Source organism: Vibrio sp. 704 (genome assembly GCF_033339295.1).
Genome location: NZ_JAWOUH010000006.1, coordinates 110737 through 131284, shown reverse-complemented (window position 1 = coordinate 131284; position 20548 = coordinate 110737). Strand labels below are relative to the sequence as shown.

The window sequence follows — 20548 nt, the reverse complement described above, 5'->3', positions numbered from 1 at the left end:
TTCATGTCGTTATTAATCATTTCGATATTTTTTATTACTGTTATGGTTAGCGATTAACTTCTGCATTCTGAATGCAAACTTAATATATTGAAAATGGAATGATGGTAAATAAACCTAATGCACTAGGGATTGTATTTTTTGCATTATCTCTATATACAGGCGAAACGCTTGCAACATCCTTAAAAGAATTACCTTCTAACCAAAGTTTTACTGGTTTGACTTTTATACCCAATGCCCAAGTTCAAAACTACGGGAGCTTTGGCTTTGACTTTGCACATGGGTTACCACTTAGGAATAACGTCTCTGATATAGAGTCTTTAACGTTTTCTCTCGGACTAATCGAAGGGTTAGAGGCACAAGGACGAATCGTGACTGAAGACTATAGTTCTAATGGGTTTGTTGTGGGGAGTGTTAGAGACCTATCAGCCTCTTTTAAGTATCAACTTCCTTTTTTTAAAGATTTTAATAAACTCAAGTTGGCAGTTGGCGTGCAAGACCTTGGAGGAGAGTTAAACTACTTTAATACGAATTATATAGTTGCTGACTACTCTTTCGATTTTGCTCCAGTTCGAATGTCGTTGGGGTATGGTCAGTCAGATATTCCGCTTGGCGTTATGGATGGCCCATTTGGTGGTGTTGAGTACCAGCCATTCAATTTCATTCAGTTGGTAGGTGAGTACGACTCAGAAGAGTTTAATTCTTCAGTAAAGATTTTTACGCCAAAAGAGCTGCTCCCGTATGATATAACAGCTTCTCTTAGTTATCAGGTCTATTCAGGCCATGACACTGATACTAAAAATGTATGGAATGCCGCTTTTTCAATCCCTCTGATATCTGATTACACACGCTCAGTTAGCTTTTCTAAAAACGATATGTCTTTGAGAGATAAGCTTTTTGTAGAACAGAAGAAGTTTCAAGATGCTTCGATCTCAACTTTGGTGAGTGCGTTAAAAAACGAAGGTTTCGTTAATGTTCAAGTGGGGTTAGTCAATGGTAGAGTCGTGGTGGCTTTAGAGAACCGTCGATACAACCATAATCAAGCAGATGGATTAGGTGTAGCTCTGGGGATTGTATCGAGTCATTTTGGTCAAAATGCAGCGCAAGATATTGGCGCTGCATCGGATCAATTTGAACTTGTGATGCTTGCCAACCAAAAACCAGTGGTCAGCGTTTTGTCTAACTCTAACTGTTACCAAAGTTTTGTCAATGGTAGCGCAGCTTGTGACGACATTCAGTTTATCACGCGCGATTTGTCGGAAAGATTAGACATGGTTGCTTGGAAAACGGAGCGAGTTAATTCAGGCACTTTAGATTCGCAGATAGTACTTTCCCCTATGGTAAGGCATGGCGTAGCAACCGAGTACGGAGTGTATGATTACTCTTTTGCCATGTCCAGCAACTTATACACCTACCTATGGTCTGGCGCGGCAATAGATGTTCGTCATATTTTACCTTTAGCAGAAAGTGATGATTTTGAAGAGGGTGGGTATTTCGAAGACAGCGCGTATGAGAGCGAGATTGATCGTGCAATGGTGCATCAGTTCTTCCGTTTACCATATGTCGATATTGCTAACCAGGTCTCTCTAGGCTTGGTTAAGTCGGATTATATCGGTGCGCGTAGCGAATCAGCTTGGTTCTCTCAATCGGGCAACCATGAGTTGGGACTAGAGATGAGCTACTTCCAACATCAAGACGAAAAAGACAAAAATGGTTATGCGAATCCAGATCGCCAAACCTTTTTAACTCGTTACACATTCTCTATGCCAGAGTGGGATTGGCAGTTTAACGCAACTGCTGGCGAGTTTTGGAAAGGGGATGTTGGCGCAAAATTCACGACCTCACATTGGTTTGAAGACATAGAAGTATCTGCAAGTTATCAGGTGACAAAGTTTAACGATACAGACGAAGAGCAGTTTGTCACTGTGTCGGTAAAGCTGCCATTAACGCCATGGCGTGATATGTCTCCGGGAGTGATACAAGTTCGTGGTAACGAGGCTTATGATTTCAACGTTACGACGCGAGTTGGCAACGATTATAATTACTTAGCGGCAGGCCAAGGGGATGAACTCGTAATGGATAATAGCATGCTTCGTCGCTACTTTAACCGAGGCCGTTATGGCCAAGAGTACTTTGAGCAGAACAAGCTGCGCATTCGCAACGCGTATTTGCGTTATTTGGGTTCTCAGTTAAATTAAGTTTTTGTCGCGAGTTTGAGCTTTCTAATTATTCACCACACTCTACCGAGAGTGTCGGTGTTTTGATATGCTAGCGTCAGTCAAATAATAGGAAATAAAAATGAAAATTGCTGTAGCAGGCACGGGCTACGTCGGTTTGTCCAATGCCATGTTATTGTCACAAAACCATGAGGTTGTGGCGGTTGATATTATCCAAGAAAAAGTGGACTTGTTGAATGACAAGAAATCTCCAATTGTTGATGTGGAAATCGAACATTTCCTTGCAAACAAAGAACTCAACTTTATCGCGACGCTAGATAAAGAGCTGGCTTACAAAGACGCGGAGTTTGTTGTTATTGCCACACCAACGGATTATGACCCTCAAACGAACTACTTTAATACTTCTTCAGTTGAAGCAGTGATTAAAGATGTGATGGCAATTAATCCAGATGCAGTTATGGTGATTAAGTCGACTGTACCTGTGGGTTATACTGCGCGCATTAAAGAGGAACTCGGTTGTCAGAATGTTATGTTCTCTCCGGAGTTTCTTCGCGAAGGCAAAGCTCTTTACGATAACCTACACCCGTCTCGCATCATCGTTGGAGAGCGCAGCGAACGTGCAGAGAAGTTCGCTAACCTTTTGGTCGAAGGTGCGGTAAAAGAAGACATCTCGGTTCTGTTTACTGACTCTACAGAAGCAGAAGCGGTTAAGTTGTTCTCAAACACGTATCTTGCGATGCGCGTAGCTTATTTCAATGAGTTAGATTCGTATGCTGAAGCTCATAATCTTGACGCTCGCCAAATTATTGAAGGTGTTGGCTTAGACCCTCGTATTGGCAATCACTACAACAACCCGTCATTCGGTTATGGTGGTTACTGCTTACCAAAAGATACAAAGCAATTGTTAGCAAACTACCAAGAAGTTCCTAACAACATCATTGGTGCAATCGTTGATGCAAACCGCACGCGTAAAGATTTTATTGCAGACTCAATTATCAAACGCCAGCCAAAAGTGGTGGGTATCTACCGCTTAATTATGAAGTCTGGTTCAGATAACTTCCGCGCTTCGTCAATTCAAGGCATTATGAAGCGTATTAAAGCGAAAGGTATTGAAGTAGTGGTGTACGAGCCAGTACTTCAGGAAGATGAGTTTTTCCACTCTGTCGTTATCCGCGATCTTGAAGAGTTCAAACAAGTGTCAGATGTTATTGTTTCTAACCGCATGGTTGAAGAACTTGCTGATGTGGCTGATAAAGTTTATACCAGAGACCTGTTTGGTAGCGACTAATCAAAATGACATTATAATAAGCCAGTCGTAGTGACTGGCTTTCGTTTTATTAAGGTAATCAATCTGATGAAATACTTAGTGACAGGTGCGGCCGGTTTTATTGGTAGTGCAACCGTAGAGAAGCTAAATGCTGCAGGGAATGAAGTTGTTGGTATCGACAATCTAAACGATTATTACGATGTAAACTTGAAGCTTGCTCGATTGTCCCGTATTGAACATCCTATGTTCAAGTTTTTGAACGTTGATATTGCTGATCGCTCTGTGATGGAAACACTCTTCTCGACAGAGAAATTTGATCGTGTTATTCATTTGGCCGCGCAAGCTGGCGTACGTTACTCTTTGGAAAACCCTCATGCTTACGCAGACTCTAACCTAGTAGGACATTTGAATATCCTTGAAGGTTGTCGTCAAAATGATGTTAAGCACTTAGTGTATGCATCATCTAGTTCTGTATATGGCTTAAATGCCAAGGTACCATTTGCTACATCTGATAGTGTTGATCACCCGGTGTCACTGTATGCGGCAACCAAAAAGTCTAATGAGCTAATGGCTCATAGTTATTCGCATCTATACGATATTCCGACCACAGGCCTGCGTTTCTTTACCGTTTACGGTTCATGGGGACGCCCTGATATGGCTCCTTTTATTTTCACTAAAAAGATTCTTGATGGTGAAACCATTGATATTAATAACAATGGTGATATGTGGCGCGACTTTACTCATGTGGATGATATTGTCGAAGGTGTGGTTCGTATTTCGGATGTGTTGCCTGCACGTAATGATAGCTGGACCGTTGAAGATGGTACTCCAGCAAGTAGCTCTGCGCCTTACGCCGTTTATAACATAGGCCATGGTTCACCGATTAACCTAATGGATTTTGTTAAAGCGATTGAAGATGAACTGGGTATTGAAGCTAAGAAAAACTTCCGAGAAATGCAACCCGGTGATGTCTATCAAACCTATGCGGATACAGAAGACTTATTTTCTGCGACTGGCTACAAACCAAAAGTAACTGTAAAAGAAGGAGTTGCTGAGTTTGTCTCTTGGTATAAAGAGTTTTACAACAAATAATAAATAGCGAGCTGAGTGCTCGCTATTGGTTGAGTTAGGTTTAATAAAATGATTAAAAAGTGTTTATTCCCTGCGGCGGGTTACGGTACACGTTTCCTTCCTGCGACTAAGTCGATGCCGAAAGAAATGATGCCAGTGGTAAACAAGCCATTGATTGAATACGGTGTTGAAGAGGCGATTGAAGCCGGTATGGATGGTATGTGCATCGTCACTGGTCGTGGTAAGCACTCGTTAATGGATCACTTTGATAAAAACTACGAGCTAGAGCATCAAATTAGCGGTACAAGTAAAGAAGCGCTGCTTGATGATATTCGTTCTTTGATTGATTCTGCGAGTTACACTTACATCCGTCAGCGTGAAATGAAAGGCTTAGGTCACGCTATTCTTACGGGACGTGAATTGGTCGGTGATGAACCGTTTGCTGTTGTGCTTGCGGATGACCTATGTGTGAATGGGGACAAAGGCGTTCTAGCGCAAATGGTTGAGCTGTACAAACAGTTCCGCTGTTCAATCGTTGCGGTACAAGAAGTGCCGGAATCAGAAACGCATAAATACGGTGTGATTGCTGGCGAGATGATCAAAGATGATATCTTCCGCATTGATAACATGGTTGAAAAGCCAGAGCCAGGCACTGCACCTAGCAATCTAGCGATTATTGGTCGCTACATTCTGACACCTGATATCTTTGAACTGATTGAAAATACAGAGCCAGGTAAAGGTGGTGAGATTCAAATCACCGATGCGCTGATGCAACAAGCTCAATCTGGTTGTGTTTTGGCATACAAATTTAAAGGTCAGCGCTTTGATTGCGGTAGCGTAGAAGGCTACATTGAAGCCACAAATTACTGCTACGAGAACCTTTATAAGAAAGATTCCAGTGCGGAGCTCGCGAAAAAGCCAACCGTGAAAATTGCTGAGCCAGCGTAAGTCGGAACTTTCTATTAGGTACTCCGACGGTACAACACAAACAAAAAGGGATGCATGATGCATCCCTTTGTTATTTCTACTCTCAGTAAAAACGAGATTAAGCTTTTGCTTTAGCCGCTGCTTTAGCGATTGCTGCGAAGCTTTTAGCGTCTAGAGAAGCACCGCCAACGAGAGCGCCGTCGATGTCTGGTTGTGAGAAGTAAGCTTCAGCGTTTTCTGGCTTAACAGAACCACCGTATTGGATGATTACTTGTGCTGCAACTGCTTCGTCTTTTGCTGCGATTAGTGCGCGGATAGAAGCGTGGATGCGTTGTGCATCTTCAGCTGTTGCTGCTTTACCAGTACCGATAGCCCAGATTGGTTCGTAAGCGATGATTGCGCCGTTTAGAGCTTCAACACCGTAAGTGTCGATAACTGCGTTGATTTGACGTGCACATACTGCTTCAGTTTCGCCAGCTTCGTTTTGCGCTTCAGATTCACCGATACAGAAAACAGGTGTTAGACCGTTTTCTTTTAGGAAGTTGAATTTCTTAGCGATGAACTCGTCAGATTCGTTGTGGTATTCACGACGCTCTGAGTGACCGATGATGATGTGAGTAGCACCGAAATCTTTCAGCATTTCTGGAGACATATCGCCAGTGAACGCACCGCTGTTGTTTAGGTCAGTGTTTTGAGCACCTAGGATGATCTTGTTACCGCCTTCAGCGATTACGCGCTCTGCTAGGTCGATGTAAAGTGCTGGTGGAGCGACTGCTACGTCAACACCTTCAACGCCTTCAAGTTCAGCGTTAAGACCAGTTAGCAGCTCAGTTACCATTGCTTTGCTGCCGTTTAGTTTCCAGTTACCCATCACTACAGGACGACGCATAGGAATATCTCCCTTATCTTTAATGTAAATAGTCAATTAATGTAAAAAATCTACGTAGGAATATAACAGAATAATGTGAACAGATCATGATTGGCGTCATGTCTTGTCCGGCTTTCTTTACTGATTCGACCAAGCATCGATCCTGTTATTTTTGTCAAAAGCAACCGATTGGTGATCGCGTAGACAGAATGATAGTTCATTCCTCGGAAATTGCTGCTGAGATTGGTATTACTACGCGCTGGAATTAATTGTTGTAGAAAGGAATCAAAATGCCAAATCTCGTTTTAGAGTATTCAAACTCGGTGGAAGAACGCGTCAATGTTCAGGGGTTGCTGGAGGATTTACATAAAACGGCGTTAGAAAGTGGCCTCTTTGAACTCGCGTCAGTGAAATCTAGAACGCTCCGGTGCCACAATTGGTTAATAGGAGAGGAGGGTGATAGCCTCGACTTTATCCATATCAACTTTGATTTGTTATCTGGTCGCTCCCAAGAACAAAAGCGAGAACTGTCACGAGCCTTGATGGCGACACTTCAAGAGCAAGCCAGTCACGTGCACAGTTTAACAGTCAATATCCGAGACATAGATATAGATAGCTTCCAAAAGGTCGTGAACTAGGTTGCGCTGAATTGCCCGAGAATAGCGAGGGGTTATTGCTACGAATTCTCAGCCTGGCTCTGCTTATTGTAAGGTCGTTGTGGGCACCCAAGCTATCGGTGTCCTTTCCAAACTATATCGACTCGGCTAATCTATAACCTTTCTACTTTGGGGTAAAATTTGATGTCGACTAAAGAGTTACTGTTTTCTTTTCAAGGACGTATAAACCGTAAAACCTACTGGATTTGGAACGTCATTTACTATGTGTCCATTCTAGGCTTTGGTGCCGGTATCAGCCAACTGCTTCCTACTCTCTCCTATGTGCTTCTTCCTATTTTCTTGGTGGTTCTGTTGATCCCTGATTTGGCGATCACCACCAAGCGTTGGCACGACCGCAACAAATCGATCTATTGGCTAGCACTGAATATTCCGCTGATTATCGGACGAATTGCCACGCCAATGACCAGCCCTGCCGCGCAAGAGCCGTCGACCCCACAGATGTTCGTCGCTTCCATTTCTCTGATTTGTGGTTTATGGATTCTAATTGAATGTGGTCTCTTAAAGGGGACATCAGGACCAAACCAATATGGCCCTGAGCCGGAGTAATTGCCTCAAGTATCGTGCGTGCTGAAAGTAGATTCTTAGTCTCGCTAAGGCTCGCTAGAATGACGATCCTTTTTGGTTTGGAGGCTGTTAAAGTCATCATCATTCTGAACAGCGAGGGACGAGTGTGATTCAGAATCTAGGCGCAGAGTGCTCTGAGATTGAAATAAACTGCCTGAGCTTGCGAATTACAACGGAAAAGTAACAGCGAATAATGAAGGAGAATGAATCATCGATAAGACACCTTGCGTTTATATCCTAACGTCAAATAACAACGCCGTTCTCTACATAGGTGTTACCAGTCAGCTGCCCCAAAGAATATGGCAACATAAAAATGGAGTAGTGGAAGGATTTACTAAGAAATACAACGTTCATAAGCTCGTTTGCTTTGAGCTATTCGACGATATGGCTACGGCTATAAACCGAGAAAAGCAGCTCAACCAGTGGAAGCGTGAGTGGAAGTTAGCCTTGGTAAGAGAAACGAACCCTAACTTTCTCGATCTATCTACTGAGTATCAGTAAAAATCATCCCTATCTTTAAACGCATTTAAGCTAACCACATCCGCTTTTTGTGTCGGTGTCGCTTCCCCTTCTAGCGCTGCTTTGAACTTTACGACCTGTTTTTGCAACTCGTTCATCAATACCACATTGGTGTGATGAGGGTTTTTACACGTGCTGATGACTCTATCAATGTGGCTTTGTTGAGCCCACAATCTTTCTTTCATATCTTCTGATGCGCTTTCGATCATCTCTTTCGCCATCTCATGACGAAATTGCTCAAAAGCTTCTGGGTCTCGCTCTGCCATTTGAACCATTTCATCGAATGGAGGAAGCGTTTGGGATGGGATATGACGTAGAGTAGACATCGATGCTCTCCAAATCCTTATGGAAATTGCCTTTAGTTACTAAAAGCCTATACCACTAGAAAGAGGAGAGAGGATGAATTCTTCAGCCGTCTCACTTATAAGAGAAGCTTTCAAGCTTGAGATTGAATAAGTGCGGCATGTCGATGCTTGGTTGTGGTGGTTACTGCAGTTGTTGGATGCGGTAAACGCAGCGTCTTTGGCCACTAATGATGTGTTCGGTACGCTCTACTTTGGTGTCACGTCCAAGTAAAGACTGAAAGACACTTAATTCTGATTGGCACAAGCTTGGGCAGCGAGTTGCGGCTTTACAAATCGGACAGTGATTTTCGATCAAGATGAATCCGTTCTCATCTTTCTCGAGCTCTGCCATATAGCCTTCTTGCTCTCTTAATGTGACGAGTGTTTCTAGTTTGCTTTGCAGAGAGTCGCATTGCTCAAGATGCTGACGATAACTTTGTAACGTGAGTTTTTCCCTTTCTGATGTGACTTTTTCCAGTCCATCTTTGCCAAAGATATGTTCGACAGCTTCTATAAACTGAATAGTCAACTCACCGTGACGGTCAGCAAATTGCTCATGACCTTTTTGAGTGAGAGACCAATGACGAGCAGGGCGACCGACTTTTACTTTTACGTCATGGATAGAAAGAATGCCATCATCTTCTAAACTTTGCAGGTGCTGACGAGCCCCCATGGTTGTCATCCCTAGCTCAGAAGAGAGTTGTTTTGCAGTGACGGAGCCATCACGCTTAACGATTTGCAATATCCTATCTACGGTCTTCATATACCCACCATTTATACGTCAGTACATATTATGCGCGATAGGGTTAGTAAAGAAAAGTGTTGACTTAATTTGAGTGTGGATTTGTAGGCGCTATGTTCATATGAGTCAATATATGTCGTCATTCTGAACAGCGAGGAACGAGGTGATTCAGAATCTATCGTCCGGTTGAGCAGTGGTTAAGGTGACCAGGAAAGAATAGCAGTCTGCTGTTACCAGATTCTTAGTCTCGCTGGATCTCGCTAGAATGACGAGTTCTTTTGATTTAGAGCTTATTAAAGTCTCCGTCATTCTGAACGGCGAGGGACTAGGTGATTCAGAATCTACTGTCCGGCTGTGCGGAAAGAAAGGCTCAAACTCAGATTGAGCTAGAGCCTCGGGAAATGCTTAAAGAATAATATCGCGTACTTCTGGATCTTTACGATCTAGGTAGTGAGTCGACTTAATGCGACGAATAGTACGGCATCGACCGCGCACGAGCAGCGTTTCTGTGGTCGCTATATTGCCTTGACGAGAGATACCTTCCAGCAAGTCACCTTTAGTGATGCCTGTAGCTGAAAATACCACATTGTCGCTACGAGCCATGTCTTCCATTTTGAGGACAACATTCGCTTTTACGCCCATTTCATCGCAGCGTTTTAGTTCATCTGCGCCGTAAATGCGGTTTTCTTCAGTATCGCCTTTTACTTCGTGACGAGGAAGCAGGCGACCGTGCATATCACCGTCTAGCGCTCGAATTACCGCCGCTGATACTACCCCTTCTGGCGCGCCACCAATACAGTACATCATGTCCACTTCACTGTCTGGCATACAAGTCAGAATAGAGGCAGCCACGTCACCATCAGGCACCGCAAAGACACGCACGCCCATTGCTTGCATTTCTGCAATAACGTTATCGTGGCGAGGTTTCGCAAGGGTAATAACGACTAGGGTATCAAGTGGCTTGTTCAGGGCTTTTGCTACGTTCTCTAGGTTTTCTTTTAACGGCTTTTCTAAGTCAATTACGCCTTTTGCACCAGGGCCAACAACCAGTTTTTCCATGTACATATCTGGCGCTTTAAGAAAGCTGCCTTTCTCACCTGCGGCAAGTACGGCTAGTGCGTTCGATTGTCCCATTGCCGTCATACGCGTTCCTTCAATCGGGTCGACTGCAATATCTACTTCATCACCACCCATACCCACTTGCTCACCAATGTACAGCATTGGCGCATCATCGATTTCACCCTCACCAATGACAATTTCACCACTGATATCTGTTTTGTTCAGTAGCGTGCGCATAACTTCAACAGCTGCGCCATCGGCTGCGTTTTTATCGCCACGGCCAAGCCATTTGTAACCAGCCAGAGCTGCACCTTCAGTCACACGGGAAAATGCCATTGCTAAATCGCGTTTCATGATGTCTCCAAGTAAGCAAGAGGGAAGAAGAATTTGCGCGGCGATTCTATCACAAGGTCGAGTAAACGTTTGCCTTTTTGCGAGGCTTTTACTTTATCTAACTTGAATTTGATCAATACTTAGGGCGATTTTCAGCGTAGCGAGACGCAAAATCCTTGCTCAAAAATGCTTCGGCGACAAGAAAAGTCAGCGTTTAGTGAGATTGCGCTGATTTTTTGACCGAATGATGCAAAATATCGAATATAGTGAGTGTTTCTCATCGCGACGCTGAGTAGAATGAACCTTATATAGGTTAGGTGTGCATCAATCTCGCACATCGTCCCAACGGAATAACATAGGTAGGCCAAGATGTCTTTTGAAGTACTAGAACAACTAGAATCTAAAATTCAAACTGCAGTTGACACAATCACTCTTCTTCAGATGGAAGTCGAAGAGCTGAAAGAAGATAAAGCTAAACTTGCGGAAGAAGCGAACGAGCTTCGCTCTCAACGTGAAGAGCTAGAGCAAAAAGCACAACAAGCACAGCAAGAGCACGCACAATGGCAAGAGCGCATTCGTGCACTACTTGGCAAAATGGACGAAGTGGAATAATTCGGCTTCTTCATTCCAAATTAAAAACACCCGCGTTAAGCGGGTGTTTGTGTTTTAGGGAAGTAGAAAATGTTAAGACAAGGCTAGGCGCTAAGAGCCAAGAGAAGACCCTATAACTTAGACACCTAAGACTCGCTATGCTTCTTCATCCAACTCTAAATCAATATTCAATGGTTCAGGCGACAGGATAATTCCGGTGCTATCAGCATAAATATAATCTTCAGGTAAGAAGCTGACGCCGCCAAAGTTGACTGGTACATCCAATTCGCCAATCCCCTGACTGGTCGCTCCAACAGGAATAGAAGCGAGGGCTTGAATGCCTAAGTTCATATCTTCAAGTTCATCTACTTCACGAACACAGCCGTAAACGACAATGCCTTCCCACTCGTTTTCTTCCGCAATGGTTGCGATTTCTGCATCGATAAGGGCTTTACGTAGGGAACCGCCACCGTCAATTAACAAAACGCGACCAAGTCCATCTTGCTCTAATGTCTCGCGGATCAACGAATTATCTTCAAAACACTTGATGGTGGTGATTTGCCCGGCAAATGAAGCGCGACCGCCAAAGTTACTGAACATTGGTTCAACCACATCTACCTGATCGAGGTAGATATCACAGAGTGCTGAGGTATTGTATTCCATAGCGTACCTTTCTAAACAGAAATTGGTTGTCTTTGAGTATATCTAGGCATTAAGTCAATGCAATGACAATCCTTTTTTAACTTACTAGAGTTTGAGCTACCACAATTGTTGCAAACAAAACGTTGGTGACTAAAGAGCATTTCACGATGACTGGCATCATTGGTGCTATCTGAGCGGGCTTTTGTGTATGCCAAACTGCTTTACCATGATCGGCCACGAAATAAATACTAAGTAAAAATGGCAAGCTAATCCAAACGGGTTTGTCTTGAATTAACAAGTAAGCTGCAAAGGCAAGGATAGCACCACCAAGTAAAATAAAGTGGTACTGTTTGGCTTTACGTTGACCTAAGCGTACCGCCACCGTGCGTTTACCACACTCTCGGTCGTTCTCTATATCACGCATATTGTTGATGTTGAGTACTGCAACGGCGAGTAAACCGCAGCCTAAAGCAGGTAAGAATAGCGTGGTGTCTACGTGACCAGTATGCAAGAAGTAGGTACCGGATACACCGAGTAGACCAAAAAACAAGAACACTGATATATCGCCAAGCCCCACGTAACCGTATGGTTTGCTACCCATGGTATAAGCAATGGCTGCGAGAATGGCCAAAATTCCCAGCCCGATAAAAGTGACAATGCTTTCCAGTGAACTTAGTGAATAGAAAACCAACACCAAGCCTGAAATGGCGGTCAGAGCGATGTTAAAGATAATCGCTTGTTTCATCTGTTTAGCACTTACCGCGCCTGACTGCATCGCTCGTAATGGGCCGAGGCGTTTGTCGTTATCTGTACCTTGAACGGCATCGCCATAGTCGTTTGCCAGGTTGGACAGAATTTGCAGCAATGTCGCGGTTACGAAAGCCATGATGGCAATCGTCAGTGAGAAATGACCCGCCGAGTAGGCGAGCACGCTACCTGTTAAGATAGAGACCAATGCCAGAGGTAATGTTTTTGGACGAGCGGCTTCAAGCCAGATCTGTAGAGATTGTTTCATGGAAATTTCGTGCTAGTAACCAATGTGCCCAGTATAAGCACAAAGAGGCAGATACGCTATTGACCTAAAACAACTCAGCTAGAAGTCAAAGGGTTATTCAGAATCTATCGTCCGATTGTGCGGTGGTGAAGGCGAGTGAGGAAAGAAAGGCGTTTGCTGTTAGCAGATTCTTAGTCTCGCTTGAGCTCGCTAGAATGACGAGATCTTTTTGATTTAGGTGTTGTCAAAGTCACCGCCATTCTGAACAACGAGTGTGATTCAGAATCGATCATCCGATTGTGCGGTGGTGAAGGGGAGTGGGAAAGAATAGGCGTCTGCTGTTACCAGATTCTTGGTCTCGCTTGAGCTCGCTAGAATGACCAGGTCTTTTGATTTAGGTGTTGTCACAGTAACCGTCATTCTGAACAGCGAGGAACGAGTGTGATTCAGAATCTATCGTCCGATTGTGCGGTGGTGAAGGCGAGTGGGGAAAGAAAGGCGTTTGCTGTTAGCAGATTCTTAGTCTCGCTTGAGCTCTTAGAATGACGAGATCTTTTTGATTTAGGTGTTGTCACAGTAACCGTCATTCTGAACAGCGAGGAACGAGTGTGATTCAGAATCGATCATCCGATTGTGCGGTGGTGAAGGCGAGTGGGGAAAGAAAGGCGTTTGCTGTTAGCAGATTCTTAGTCTCGCTTAAGCTCGCTAGAATGACGAGCTCTTTTGATTTAGATGTTGTCTAAGTCACCGTCATTCTGAACAGCGAGGAACGAGTGTGATTCAGAATCTATCATCCGATTGTGAAGTGTTACGGTGAGAGAGAAAGAATAGGCGTCTGCTGTTACTAGATTCTTAGTCTCGCTTGAGCTCGCTAGAATGACGAGATCTTTTTGATTTAGGTGTTGTCACAGTAACCGTCATTCTGAACAGCGAGGAACGAGGTGATTCAGAATCTATCGTCCCAATAGTGCCGTGGTTAAGGTGAGTTGGAAAGAATAGGCGTCTGCTGTTAGCAGATTCTTAGTCTCGCTTGAGCTTGCTAGAATGACGAGATTTTTTTGATTTAGGTGTTGTCAAAGTCACCGCTATTCTGAACAACGAGTGTGATTCAGAACCTATCATCCGATTGTGAAGTGTTACGATGAGAGGAAAGAATAGGCGCTTGCTGTTAGCAGATTCTTAGTCTCGCTTGAGCTCGCTAGAATGACGAGATCTTTTGATTTGGGTGTTGTCAAAGTCACCGCCATTCTAAACAAAAAGCCCAGAAACAAGGTTCTGGGCTTTGGTAAAATAGATTGCGATTAAAGAATAAAGCGGCTTAGATCTTCATCTTCAATCGTGTCGCCTAGGCGCTCTTTCACATAAGCGGAATCAATAACGAATTTAGCGCCAGATTGCTCCGCTGCGTCGTAAGAGATTTCATCCATTAAGCGTTCCATAACGGTGTGTAAGCGACGAGCACCGATGTTTTCTGTGCTTTCGTTGACCGTCCATGCCGCTTCCGCGATTTGCGTGATACCGTCTTCTGTGAATTCGATGTCCACATCTTCCGTTTTCATCAACGCAACGTACTGCTCTGTTAGAGAGGCTTTTGGTTCTGTCAGAATGCGTTTGAAGTCGTTGCTGCTTAGTGCTTCTAGCTCAACACGAATTGGTAGACGACCTTGCAATTCTGGGATCAAGTCAGATGGTTTTGCCACTTGGAATGCACCAGATGCAACAAACAGAATGTGGTCTGTTTTTACCATGCCGTGCTTGGTTGATACCGTGCTGCCTTCAATCAATGGAAGTAGGTCGCGCTGAACACCTTCGCGTGAAACGTCTGGGCCTGAGCTCTCGCCGCGTTTACAGATCTTGTCGATCTCATCGATAAATACGATGCCGTTGTTTTCAACGTTGAAAATCGCTGCTTCTTTTAGCTCTTCTTGGTTTACCAGTTTCGCCGCTTCTTCTTCCGCTAACGCTTTCATTGCGTCTTTGATTTTCAGCTTACGTTTTTTCTTAGTGTCGCCAGCGAGGTTTTGGAACATGCCTTGCAGCTGGTTAGTCATCTCTTCCATACCAGGAGGCGCCATGATCTCTACGCCCATTTGTGGTGCGGCTACGTCGATTTCAATTTCTTTATCGTCTAGTTGGCCTTCACGCAGTTTCTTACGGAAGATCTGGCGAGTGTGAGAAGACTCTTCCGTTTGCTCTGCTTGACCCCAGCTATCACGTGCTGGTGGCAGTAGCGCATCAAGAATGCGTTCTTCCGCTTGCTCTTCTGCGCGGAATTTCACTTTCTCCATCGCTTGTTGATGCGTCATTTTCACAGCGACATCTGTTAGGTCACGGATGATGGTTTCAACTTCTTTACCAACGTAACCCACTTCGGTGAATTTTGTCGCTTCAACTTTGATGAAAGGGGCATTTGCCAGTTTTGCGAGGCGTCGTGCGATTTCAGTCTTACCAACACCAGTAGGACCAATCATCAAGATGTTTTTTGGCGTCACTTCGGCACGCAAGCTTTCTTCAAGCTGCATGCGGCGCCAGCGGTTACGAAGTGCAATCGCAACCGAACGCTTGGCTTTTTCTTGACCGATAATGTGGCGGTTCAATTCATGAACGATTTCGCGAGGCGTCATTTCAGACATATTCTTTCCTTACTTCGTTACGATTACGCGGTTGGTTTTTCAGGCTCTACTGTTGAGTCTAGCTCTTCTACCGTGTGGTGATGGTTAGTGAAGACACAAATATCACCCGCGATATTGAGAGCTTTTTCCGCGATCTCACGAGCATCTAGATCTGTGTTTTCTAGTAGGGCGGTTGCGGCAGCTTGTGCGTAAGCACCACCAGAGCCAATCGCAATCAGGTCATGTTCTGGCTGTACGACATCACCATTACCGGTAATGATTAACGATGCGGTTTCGTCGGCAACGGCAAGTAAGGCTTCGAGCTTGCGCAAAGCACGATCGCTACGCCAGTCTTTAGCTAGCTCAACTGCCGCTTTGGTTAGGTGACCTTGGTGCATTTGCAGTTTGCTTTCGAAGCGCTCAAAAAGGGTGAAGGCATCCGCAGTACCGCCGGCAAAGCCCGCTAGTACTTGGTTGTTGTATAGGCGGCGAACTTTGCGCGCATTACCTTTCATTACGGTATTGCCTAGAGATACTTGGCCATCACCCGCGATGACGACTTTATTATTTCGACGTACAGATACAATGGTAGTCACAGTCGACCTCTTGATTATTTCTCTTTGGATTTAATTCAGTATATGGGGGAGGAGAAATGGGGATTCAAGGGGGCAAAAAGAAAGGCCCTAGGATCTTAGCTCCTAGGGCCTGAGTTTAAAGATTTTCTTTCCAAATCGCACACGGCTCGATTTTCGCGCGTTGCAGTTTATGACGGTCACGTTCTGCATCACGTTTGAACTTATACGGACCTAGCACCACGCGATACCATGAACTGCCTTCTTTCTTACGAATCTTGCTCGACATCCCTTGGAACGCGATTGCAAGCTTACGCTCTTCGGCTTGTGCCTGGGTTTTGTACGCGCCACACTGCATGATGTAAGGAATTTTAGAAACTTCAATTTCTTTGGCCACAACTTCAACTTCACGTTTCGGTAGTGACTCAACATATTCCCATTTTTCTTCTGGTGGTGGCGGCAAGTCTTTTTTCGGCTTTGGTTTGCTTACAGTGGTTGTTGGCTGCTTCACGGCTGGTTGTTTAGGTTCTGGGTCACTACTCAAAAGGTAAAGACCATAGCCAAAACCGCCCACGAGCAAGATAGCGAGCAGGCCACTGCGCCAAGGTTTTTTTCTTCTCGGCGGCTGTTTTTTTGTCGACTTTTTTGGGGCGCCTCGCCCCCGTCTTACATAATCTCTATTTGCCACGGTTATTTCTGGTCATCAAGGATTCTTGCAAATATGTTAATCCAGAACGAGTTGAGAAAACACCCTATTGATAGAATCTTGATAGCTAAAGCGCGACAACGCCCGAGTGTAGGAGTGTGTTTCTGTTCTCGCTTATATTTATTTGGGGATATACAAAAAGCAGGAGGGGTAAATAAAAAGCGGCGCCTTAGCACCGCTTTGGGGATGAATACCTAATATTTAGGTTAAGGGCGCTGTGGTGGCGCTGCACTTCCACGAATGACGAGATTAGTTTCAAGCAGACGCGAGCCTGAATGCACGTCGTGGCCTTTTAACATCTCGAGCATCATTAGCATCGCTTGTCGACCAATCTCATAGCGAGGTTGAGAGATGGTGGTCAACGGTGGATCGCAGTACTGAGCGAAGTTAATGTCATCAAAGCCCACAACAGAGAGATCTTGCGGTACTCGTAAGCCAAGCTTTTTCGCTTCTTGAATTGCGCCGATGGCCATTGTGTCACAGTGACAGAAAATAGCCGTTGGTGGTTCTGGCAATTCGAGCAGTTTACGAACGGCTTTTGCTCCGCCATCAAAAGAGAACTCAGTAATGACACTATATTGTGGATCTTTATTGATGCCGGCACGGCGCAGGGCTTGTTGGTAGCCTTGCTGGCGGAACTGACACAATATTGCTGTATCTGGTCCAGAGATTTGAGCAATGCGTTTATGACCTAATTGGGTCAGGTAATTCACCGCTTCAAATGCTGAGGTCAGGTTATCAATATGTACTGTCGGAAGCTCGAGCTCTGGCGCAAATTCACACGCCATTACCATCGGAGGTAAGTTCTTTTGCTCTGGCTTACTGACATCGAATGGTAGATCTGTACCAAGCAGTAGCATTCCATCTGCCTGCTTAGTAAATACGAGGTTAACGAAAGAGCTTTCGCGTTTCTTCTGTTGTCCGCTATCGCCCAGCAGGACTAGATAGCCATGTTCCATGGCTGCATCTTCAATACCGCGAATAATTTCAGAAAAATAAGGATCACAGATGTCGGGAACGATAGTAACAATGGTTTTTGATTCGTTTCTACGTAAGTTACGCGCTAATGAGTTTGGAGAATAACCCGCTTCAAGTACGGCATCTTCTACTCTCTTTCTTGTAGAAGAAGAGACTTTCTCTGGATTCATTAAGGCTCGAGATACCGTAGCCGTAGACACTCCCGCAAGCTGGGCAACATCCTTCATTGTCGCCATAGTTTTTAACCTCTCATTTATTTTTTGCCAAGATGACGTTATTCCGGTTTGAAATCAGAGTAATCAAACCGAGTTAGAGCTGTATTTGCTCTTCGCTCAGTTCGTGTTAACGAGTGGGAAAATGGATTCTTCACCGCGATATCAATTTGTGGGAATAGTCATTGTTTTAATCTAAGCCTGTGCAAACAAGTCACTTTAGACTTTTCTAATTTGGATAGTCTATTCATTTCTAAAGTGAAAGTTACGGTCTGTTTAACAAAAATTGTAATCTTGGTGTGATTCTGGTCACATTAAATGGTAATTCATTACATAGTTAAACGTTTGCTAGCTGAGATCTTGTGGTTCTATGTCTAAATTCCAGCGTACTTTCTTAGCGTTTGGCAACAACTCAATAGCAGGTTTGGCACTGGTTAATAACTTTTGCATCAATGAACGATGCTGAGTTTGCAGTAATAGTTGCCAACGGTATTTACCAGCCCGCTTGGCCAAAGGTGAAGGAGTAGGGCCTAACACCATGCAGGAATCATCGAACAGAGGGTGTGACTCTAACGTAAAGCGAACTTGACGCAGGAAGTCTTCAACTATCTCACTTTGGTTCGCCTCTGCTTTAAACAGAGTCAAGAAACTATAAGGCGGAAGCTGAGCCAGTTTGCGTTCTTCCAGAGCTGTCATAGCAAAGTGGCGATAGTCTTTTTGAAGCAGGGCCTGCAGCAAGCTGTGCTCAGGATGGTGGGTTTGTAGGATAACCTCGCCAGGTTTACTTGCGCGGCCGGCACGACCTGCGACTTGAATAAACAACTGCGCTAGTCGCTCGGAAGCGCGGAAGTCACTACTATAAAGAGAGCCATCAACATCCAAAAGAGCAACGAGCGTTACATTTGGAAAATGGTGCCCCTTAGCCAGCATTTGGGTGCCAATCAGAATTTGATGTTCACCTTTACGAATCGATTCAAGGGCATCTTCCAAACTACCTTTGCGACGTGTGCTGTCTCTGTCGATGCGAATGGCTTTGTATTCTGGAAATAACTGAGCCAATTGTTGTTCGAGTTGTTCCGTTCCTACGCCGACGGTAACCAATTGAGTTGAACCACACCCCTGACATTGATGAATTACCGGTTGTTGTGAGCCGCAGTGATGGCAGCGTATTTCGTTGCTGTAATGGTGGAACGTATAGTACGCATCACAGCGTTTACATTCTGCAATCCAACCGCATTCATGGCACATCAAAGCGGGCGAAAAGCCTCGGCGGTTAAGAAACAACATTACTTGATTGCCAGCTTTTAAATGCTTGCGCATTTCGGCAATCAGTTGGGCAGATAAGCCACTTTCTAAATACTGACCTTTTACATCTAACACTTTATTGGTGGTTGGTACGGCAGAGCCAGCTCGTTGGGTTAGTGTTAAATGGTGATACTTGCCTGACAAGGCATTGTGCAATGTCTCCAGTGCAGGTGTGGCTGAGCCCAGAACAATCGGAACTTGTTCTTTATGAGCGCGCATTACAGCAACATCGCGTGCATGATAACGCAAGCTATCTTGCTGTTTGTAAGAGGTGTCATGTTCCTCGTCCACAATGATAATCCCGAGATCAGCAAAAGGCGCGAGTAGGGCTGAGCGTGTGCCGATAATGATTCCGGCCGCTTTGTCGCGTGCAGAAAGCCACGCATTCAGACGCTCCGTCTCGTTTAACCCGGAGTGGATGACGTCAACTGGCACATTAAAACGGCGTTTAAAGCGGTTGATGGTTTGGGGCGTTAAGCCAATCTCTGGTACTAAAACCAAGGCTTGTTTCCCTTGCTCTAAAACTGGCTTGATAAGGTTGAGGTACACTTCTGTCTTACCTGAGCCCGTGACGCCTTCTAATAAATAGGAGGCAAAACCTGTTTGGCTATTTACACTCGCAATAGCCAGCGCTTGTTCGTGGTTGAGCTTTGGCTTTTCGACGTCGCATTCAACGTGCTGTCCCCACGGGGTGATTACAGGCTTCTTCTCGATACGTTCAATCCAGCCTTTCTCTTCTAAAGACTTTAGTACTGTTGAGGCTATCTCTTGGTCGACAAATTCCTGGTGAGGCAAAGCGCCGTTAACCAACATTTGCAAGACCTTCTGTTGTTTGACCGCTCGACGATCAAGCCCTTGCATCAGCTTGTCTTTACCGGATTCGGTAATTTGCCACTCTTGTAGCGTCGCAAAATCTGCAGGCTTTCCTTTACGTAGAGCTGCTGGCATCGCATTGTGTAGCGTATCTCCAAGTGGGTATTGGTAGAACTGGCTGCACCAAGTCAGCAACGAATAAAGCTTTTCAGACCATATCGGCTGAGAATCAAGAACTGCTTTGATTGGCTTGAGTTGATCTTTGGGAAAGTCCGAGTGATTAACCATTGCGGTGACGATGCCGACTAAGGTTTGGCGTCCAAAAGGCACGGAAACGCGTCCACCAATGATCGGAAACAGGTGCCCCGGAATGGCGTAATCAAATTGTTTGTCGAGCGGAACGGGTAATGCCACTCTAGCAATGGTTGGACGCATAAATTCTTAGCTATTAAAAAGAGGGAAAGGAAATGAGAGTCTATTAAAATCGGTATGGAAATTCGAGTAAAGCTATGCGATTCAGCGTGAATCGTGCCTCTATGATTAGTCTGGCTAAAAAAGTGGCGAAAAAGTTGCCAAAT

Annotated in this window: 19 protein-coding genes; 8 read left to right on the top strand and 11 right to left on the bottom strand. The window is 44.7% G+C overall.

All coding sequences use genetic code 11. The features are described from left to right. The first annotated feature begins 101 nt into the window (after positions 1-101). The 4 genes from R7R24_RS11310 (at position 102) to galU (ending at position 5460) form a co-directional block, all read left to right on the top strand. Entirely contained in the window at positions 102-2195 is a 2094-nt protein-coding gene (locus R7R24_RS11310) for a YjbH domain-containing protein (RefSeq protein ID WP_405516110.1), read from the top strand. 100 nt (positions 2196-2295) lie between these two features. Continuing rightward, positions 2296-3462 (top strand): nucleotide sugar dehydrogenase, encoded by a 1167-nt coding sequence (locus R7R24_RS11305; protein ID WP_005379519.1) that lies wholly within the window; start codon positions 2296-2298, stop codon positions 3460-3462. A 66-nt stretch (positions 3463-3528) separates the two neighbouring features. Next, entirely contained in the window at positions 3529-4533 is a 1005-nt protein-coding gene (locus R7R24_RS11300; protein WP_005379520.1) for an NAD-dependent epimerase, read from the top strand. Between the two features lie 48 nt (positions 4534-4581). Beyond that, complete coding sequence (gene galU, locus R7R24_RS11295) at positions 4582-5460, top strand: UTP--glucose-1-phosphate uridylyltransferase GalU (RefSeq protein ID WP_005379521.1); 879 nt, start codon at positions 4582-4584, stop codon at positions 5458-5460. A gap of 97 nt (positions 5461-5557) precedes the next feature. On the opposite strand, the gene tpiA is transcribed toward galU, so the two are convergent. Continuing rightward, a complete protein-coding gene (gene tpiA, locus R7R24_RS11290) occupies positions 5558-6328 on the bottom strand; it encodes a triose-phosphate isomerase (RefSeq protein ID WP_005384863.1) in 771 nt (256 codons plus the stop codon). Positions 6329-6597: 269 nt separating this feature from the next. On the opposite strand from tpiA, the gene R7R24_RS11285 reads away from it, so the two are divergent. The 3 genes from R7R24_RS11285 (at position 6598) to R7R24_RS11275 (ending at position 8049) form a co-directional block, all read left to right on the top strand. Next, entirely contained in the window at positions 6598-6945 is a 348-nt protein-coding gene (locus tag R7R24_RS11285) for a 5-carboxymethyl-2-hydroxymuconate Delta-isomerase (RefSeq protein WP_005379524.1), read from the top strand. A 162-nt stretch (positions 6946-7107) separates the two neighbouring features. After that, positions 7108-7530, top strand: a complete 423-nt coding sequence (locus R7R24_RS11280) for a DUF805 domain-containing protein (protein WP_005379526.1) — start codon at positions 7108-7110, stop codon at positions 7528-7530. A gap of 225 nt (positions 7531-7755) precedes the next feature. Further along, entirely contained in the window at positions 7756-8049 is a 294-nt protein-coding gene (locus R7R24_RS11275; protein WP_318119496.1) for a GIY-YIG nuclease family protein, read from the top strand. On the opposite strand, the gene R7R24_RS11270 is transcribed toward R7R24_RS11275, so the two are convergent. The 3 genes from R7R24_RS11270 to glpX all read right to left on the bottom strand — a co-directional run bounded on the left by R7R24_RS11270 (position 8043) and on the right by glpX (position 10566). After that, positions 8043-8393 (bottom strand): DUF3135 domain-containing protein, encoded by a 351-nt coding sequence (locus tag R7R24_RS11270; protein WP_005379531.1) that lies wholly within the window; start codon positions 8391-8393, stop codon positions 8043-8045. The two genes, R7R24_RS11275 and R7R24_RS11270, sit on opposite strands and share 7 nt — an antisense overlap. Positions 8394-8553: 160 nt before the next feature. Further along, positions 8554-9174, bottom strand: coding sequence for a helix-turn-helix transcriptional regulator (locus R7R24_RS11265; protein WP_005379532.1), 621 nt, complete (start codon positions 9172-9174; stop codon positions 8554-8556). Between the two features lie 384 nt (positions 9175-9558). Then, the gene (gene glpX, locus R7R24_RS11260) at positions 9559-10566 is read right to left on the bottom strand and encodes a class II fructose-bisphosphatase (protein WP_005379534.1); all 1008 of its coding nucleotides are present in this window, start codon (positions 10564-10566) and stop codon (positions 9559-9561) included. A 348-nt stretch (positions 10567-10914) separates the two neighbouring features. Between glpX and zapB the strand changes: the two genes are divergently transcribed. Next, positions 10915-11157: a cell division protein ZapB gene (gene zapB, locus R7R24_RS11255; protein WP_005379536.1), complete on the top strand. Its 243-nt coding sequence runs from the start codon at positions 10915-10917 to the stop codon at positions 11155-11157. Positions 11158-11292: 135 nt separating this feature from the next. On the opposite strand, the gene rraA is transcribed toward zapB, so the two are convergent. The 7 genes from rraA to priA all read right to left on the bottom strand — a co-directional run bounded on the left by rraA (position 11293) and on the right by priA (position 20405). Continuing rightward, on the bottom strand, positions 11293-11799 hold the full coding sequence (gene rraA / locus R7R24_RS11250) for a ribonuclease E activity regulator RraA (protein ID WP_005379537.1): 507 nt from the start codon (positions 11797-11799) through the stop codon (positions 11293-11295). A 76-nt stretch (positions 11800-11875) separates the two neighbouring features. Then, a complete protein-coding gene (locus tag R7R24_RS11245; protein WP_053349706.1) occupies positions 11876-12793 on the bottom strand; it encodes a 1,4-dihydroxy-2-naphthoate polyprenyltransferase in 918 nt (305 codons plus the stop codon). Between the two features lie 1280 nt (positions 12794-14073). Then, positions 14074-15405, bottom strand: a complete 1332-nt coding sequence (gene hslU, locus R7R24_RS11240; protein WP_005397950.1) for an HslU--HslV peptidase ATPase subunit — start codon at positions 15403-15405, stop codon at positions 14074-14076. Between the two features lie 23 nt (positions 15406-15428). Next, positions 15429-15980 (bottom strand): ATP-dependent protease subunit HslV, encoded by a 552-nt coding sequence (gene hslV, locus R7R24_RS11235; protein WP_005383176.1) that lies wholly within the window; start codon positions 15978-15980, stop codon positions 15429-15431. A 115-nt stretch (positions 15981-16095) separates the two neighbouring features. Continuing rightward, the gene (gene ftsN, locus R7R24_RS11230; protein WP_172563399.1) at positions 16096-16644 is read right to left on the bottom strand and encodes a cell division protein FtsN; all 549 of its coding nucleotides are present in this window, start codon (positions 16642-16644) and stop codon (positions 16096-16098) included. A 224-nt stretch (positions 16645-16868) separates the two neighbouring features. Then, positions 16869-17897, bottom strand: coding sequence for a DNA-binding transcriptional regulator CytR (gene cytR, locus R7R24_RS11225; protein WP_254901949.1), 1029 nt, complete (start codon positions 17895-17897; stop codon positions 16869-16871). Between the two features lie 303 nt (positions 17898-18200). Beyond that, entirely contained in the window at positions 18201-20405 is a 2205-nt protein-coding gene (priA, locus tag R7R24_RS11220; protein ID WP_054579274.1) for a primosomal protein N', read from the bottom strand. Between the last annotated feature and the right edge of the window lie 143 nt (positions 20406-20548).

Coding starts and splice junctions, on each gene's coding strand:
- galU (WP_005379521.1), top strand. CDS start 4,582: ATGATTAAAAAGTGTTTATTCCCTGCGGCGGGTTACGGTACACGTTTC.
- R7R24_RS11300 (WP_005379520.1), top strand. CDS start 3,529: ATGAAATACTTAGTGACAGGTGCGGCCGGTTTTATTGGTAGTGCAACC.
- R7R24_RS11265 (WP_005379532.1), bottom strand. CDS start 9,174: ATGAAGACCGTAGATAGGATATTGCAAATCGTTAAGCGTGATGGCTCC.
- R7R24_RS11280 (WP_005379526.1), top strand. CDS start 7,108: ATGTCGACTAAAGAGTTACTGTTTTCTTTTCAAGGACGTATAAACCGT.
- R7R24_RS11310 (WP_405516110.1), top strand. CDS start 102: ATGGTAAATAAACCTAATGCACTAGGGATTGTATTTTTTGCATTATCT.
- zapB (WP_005379536.1), top strand. CDS start 10,915: ATGTCTTTTGAAGTACTAGAACAACTAGAATCTAAAATTCAAACTGCA.
- R7R24_RS11285 (WP_005379524.1), top strand. CDS start 6,598: ATGCCAAATCTCGTTTTAGAGTATTCAAACTCGGTGGAAGAACGCGTC.
- R7R24_RS11245 (WP_053349706.1), bottom strand. CDS start 12,793: ATGAAACAATCTCTACAGATCTGGCTTGAAGCCGCTCGTCCAAAAACA.
- tpiA (WP_005384863.1), bottom strand. CDS start 6,328: ATGCGTCGTCCTGTAGTGATGGGTAACTGGAAACTAAACGGCAGCAAA.
- rraA (WP_005379537.1), bottom strand. CDS start 11,799: ATGGAATACAATACCTCAGCACTCTGTGATATCTACCTCGATCAGGTA.
- R7R24_RS11305 (WP_005379519.1), top strand. CDS start 2,296: ATGAAAATTGCTGTAGCAGGCACGGGCTACGTCGGTTTGTCCAATGCC.
- priA (WP_054579274.1), bottom strand. CDS start 20,405: ATGCGTCCAACCATTGCTAGAGTGGCATTACCCGTTCCGCTCGACAAA.
- hslU (WP_005397950.1), bottom strand. CDS start 15,405: ATGTCTGAAATGACGCCTCGCGAAATCGTTCATGAATTGAACCGCCAC.
- R7R24_RS11270 (WP_005379531.1), bottom strand. CDS start 8,393: ATGTCTACTCTACGTCATATCCCATCCCAAACGCTTCCTCCATTCGAT.
- glpX (WP_005379534.1), bottom strand. CDS start 10,566: ATGAAACGCGATTTAGCAATGGCATTTTCCCGTGTGACTGAAGGTGCA.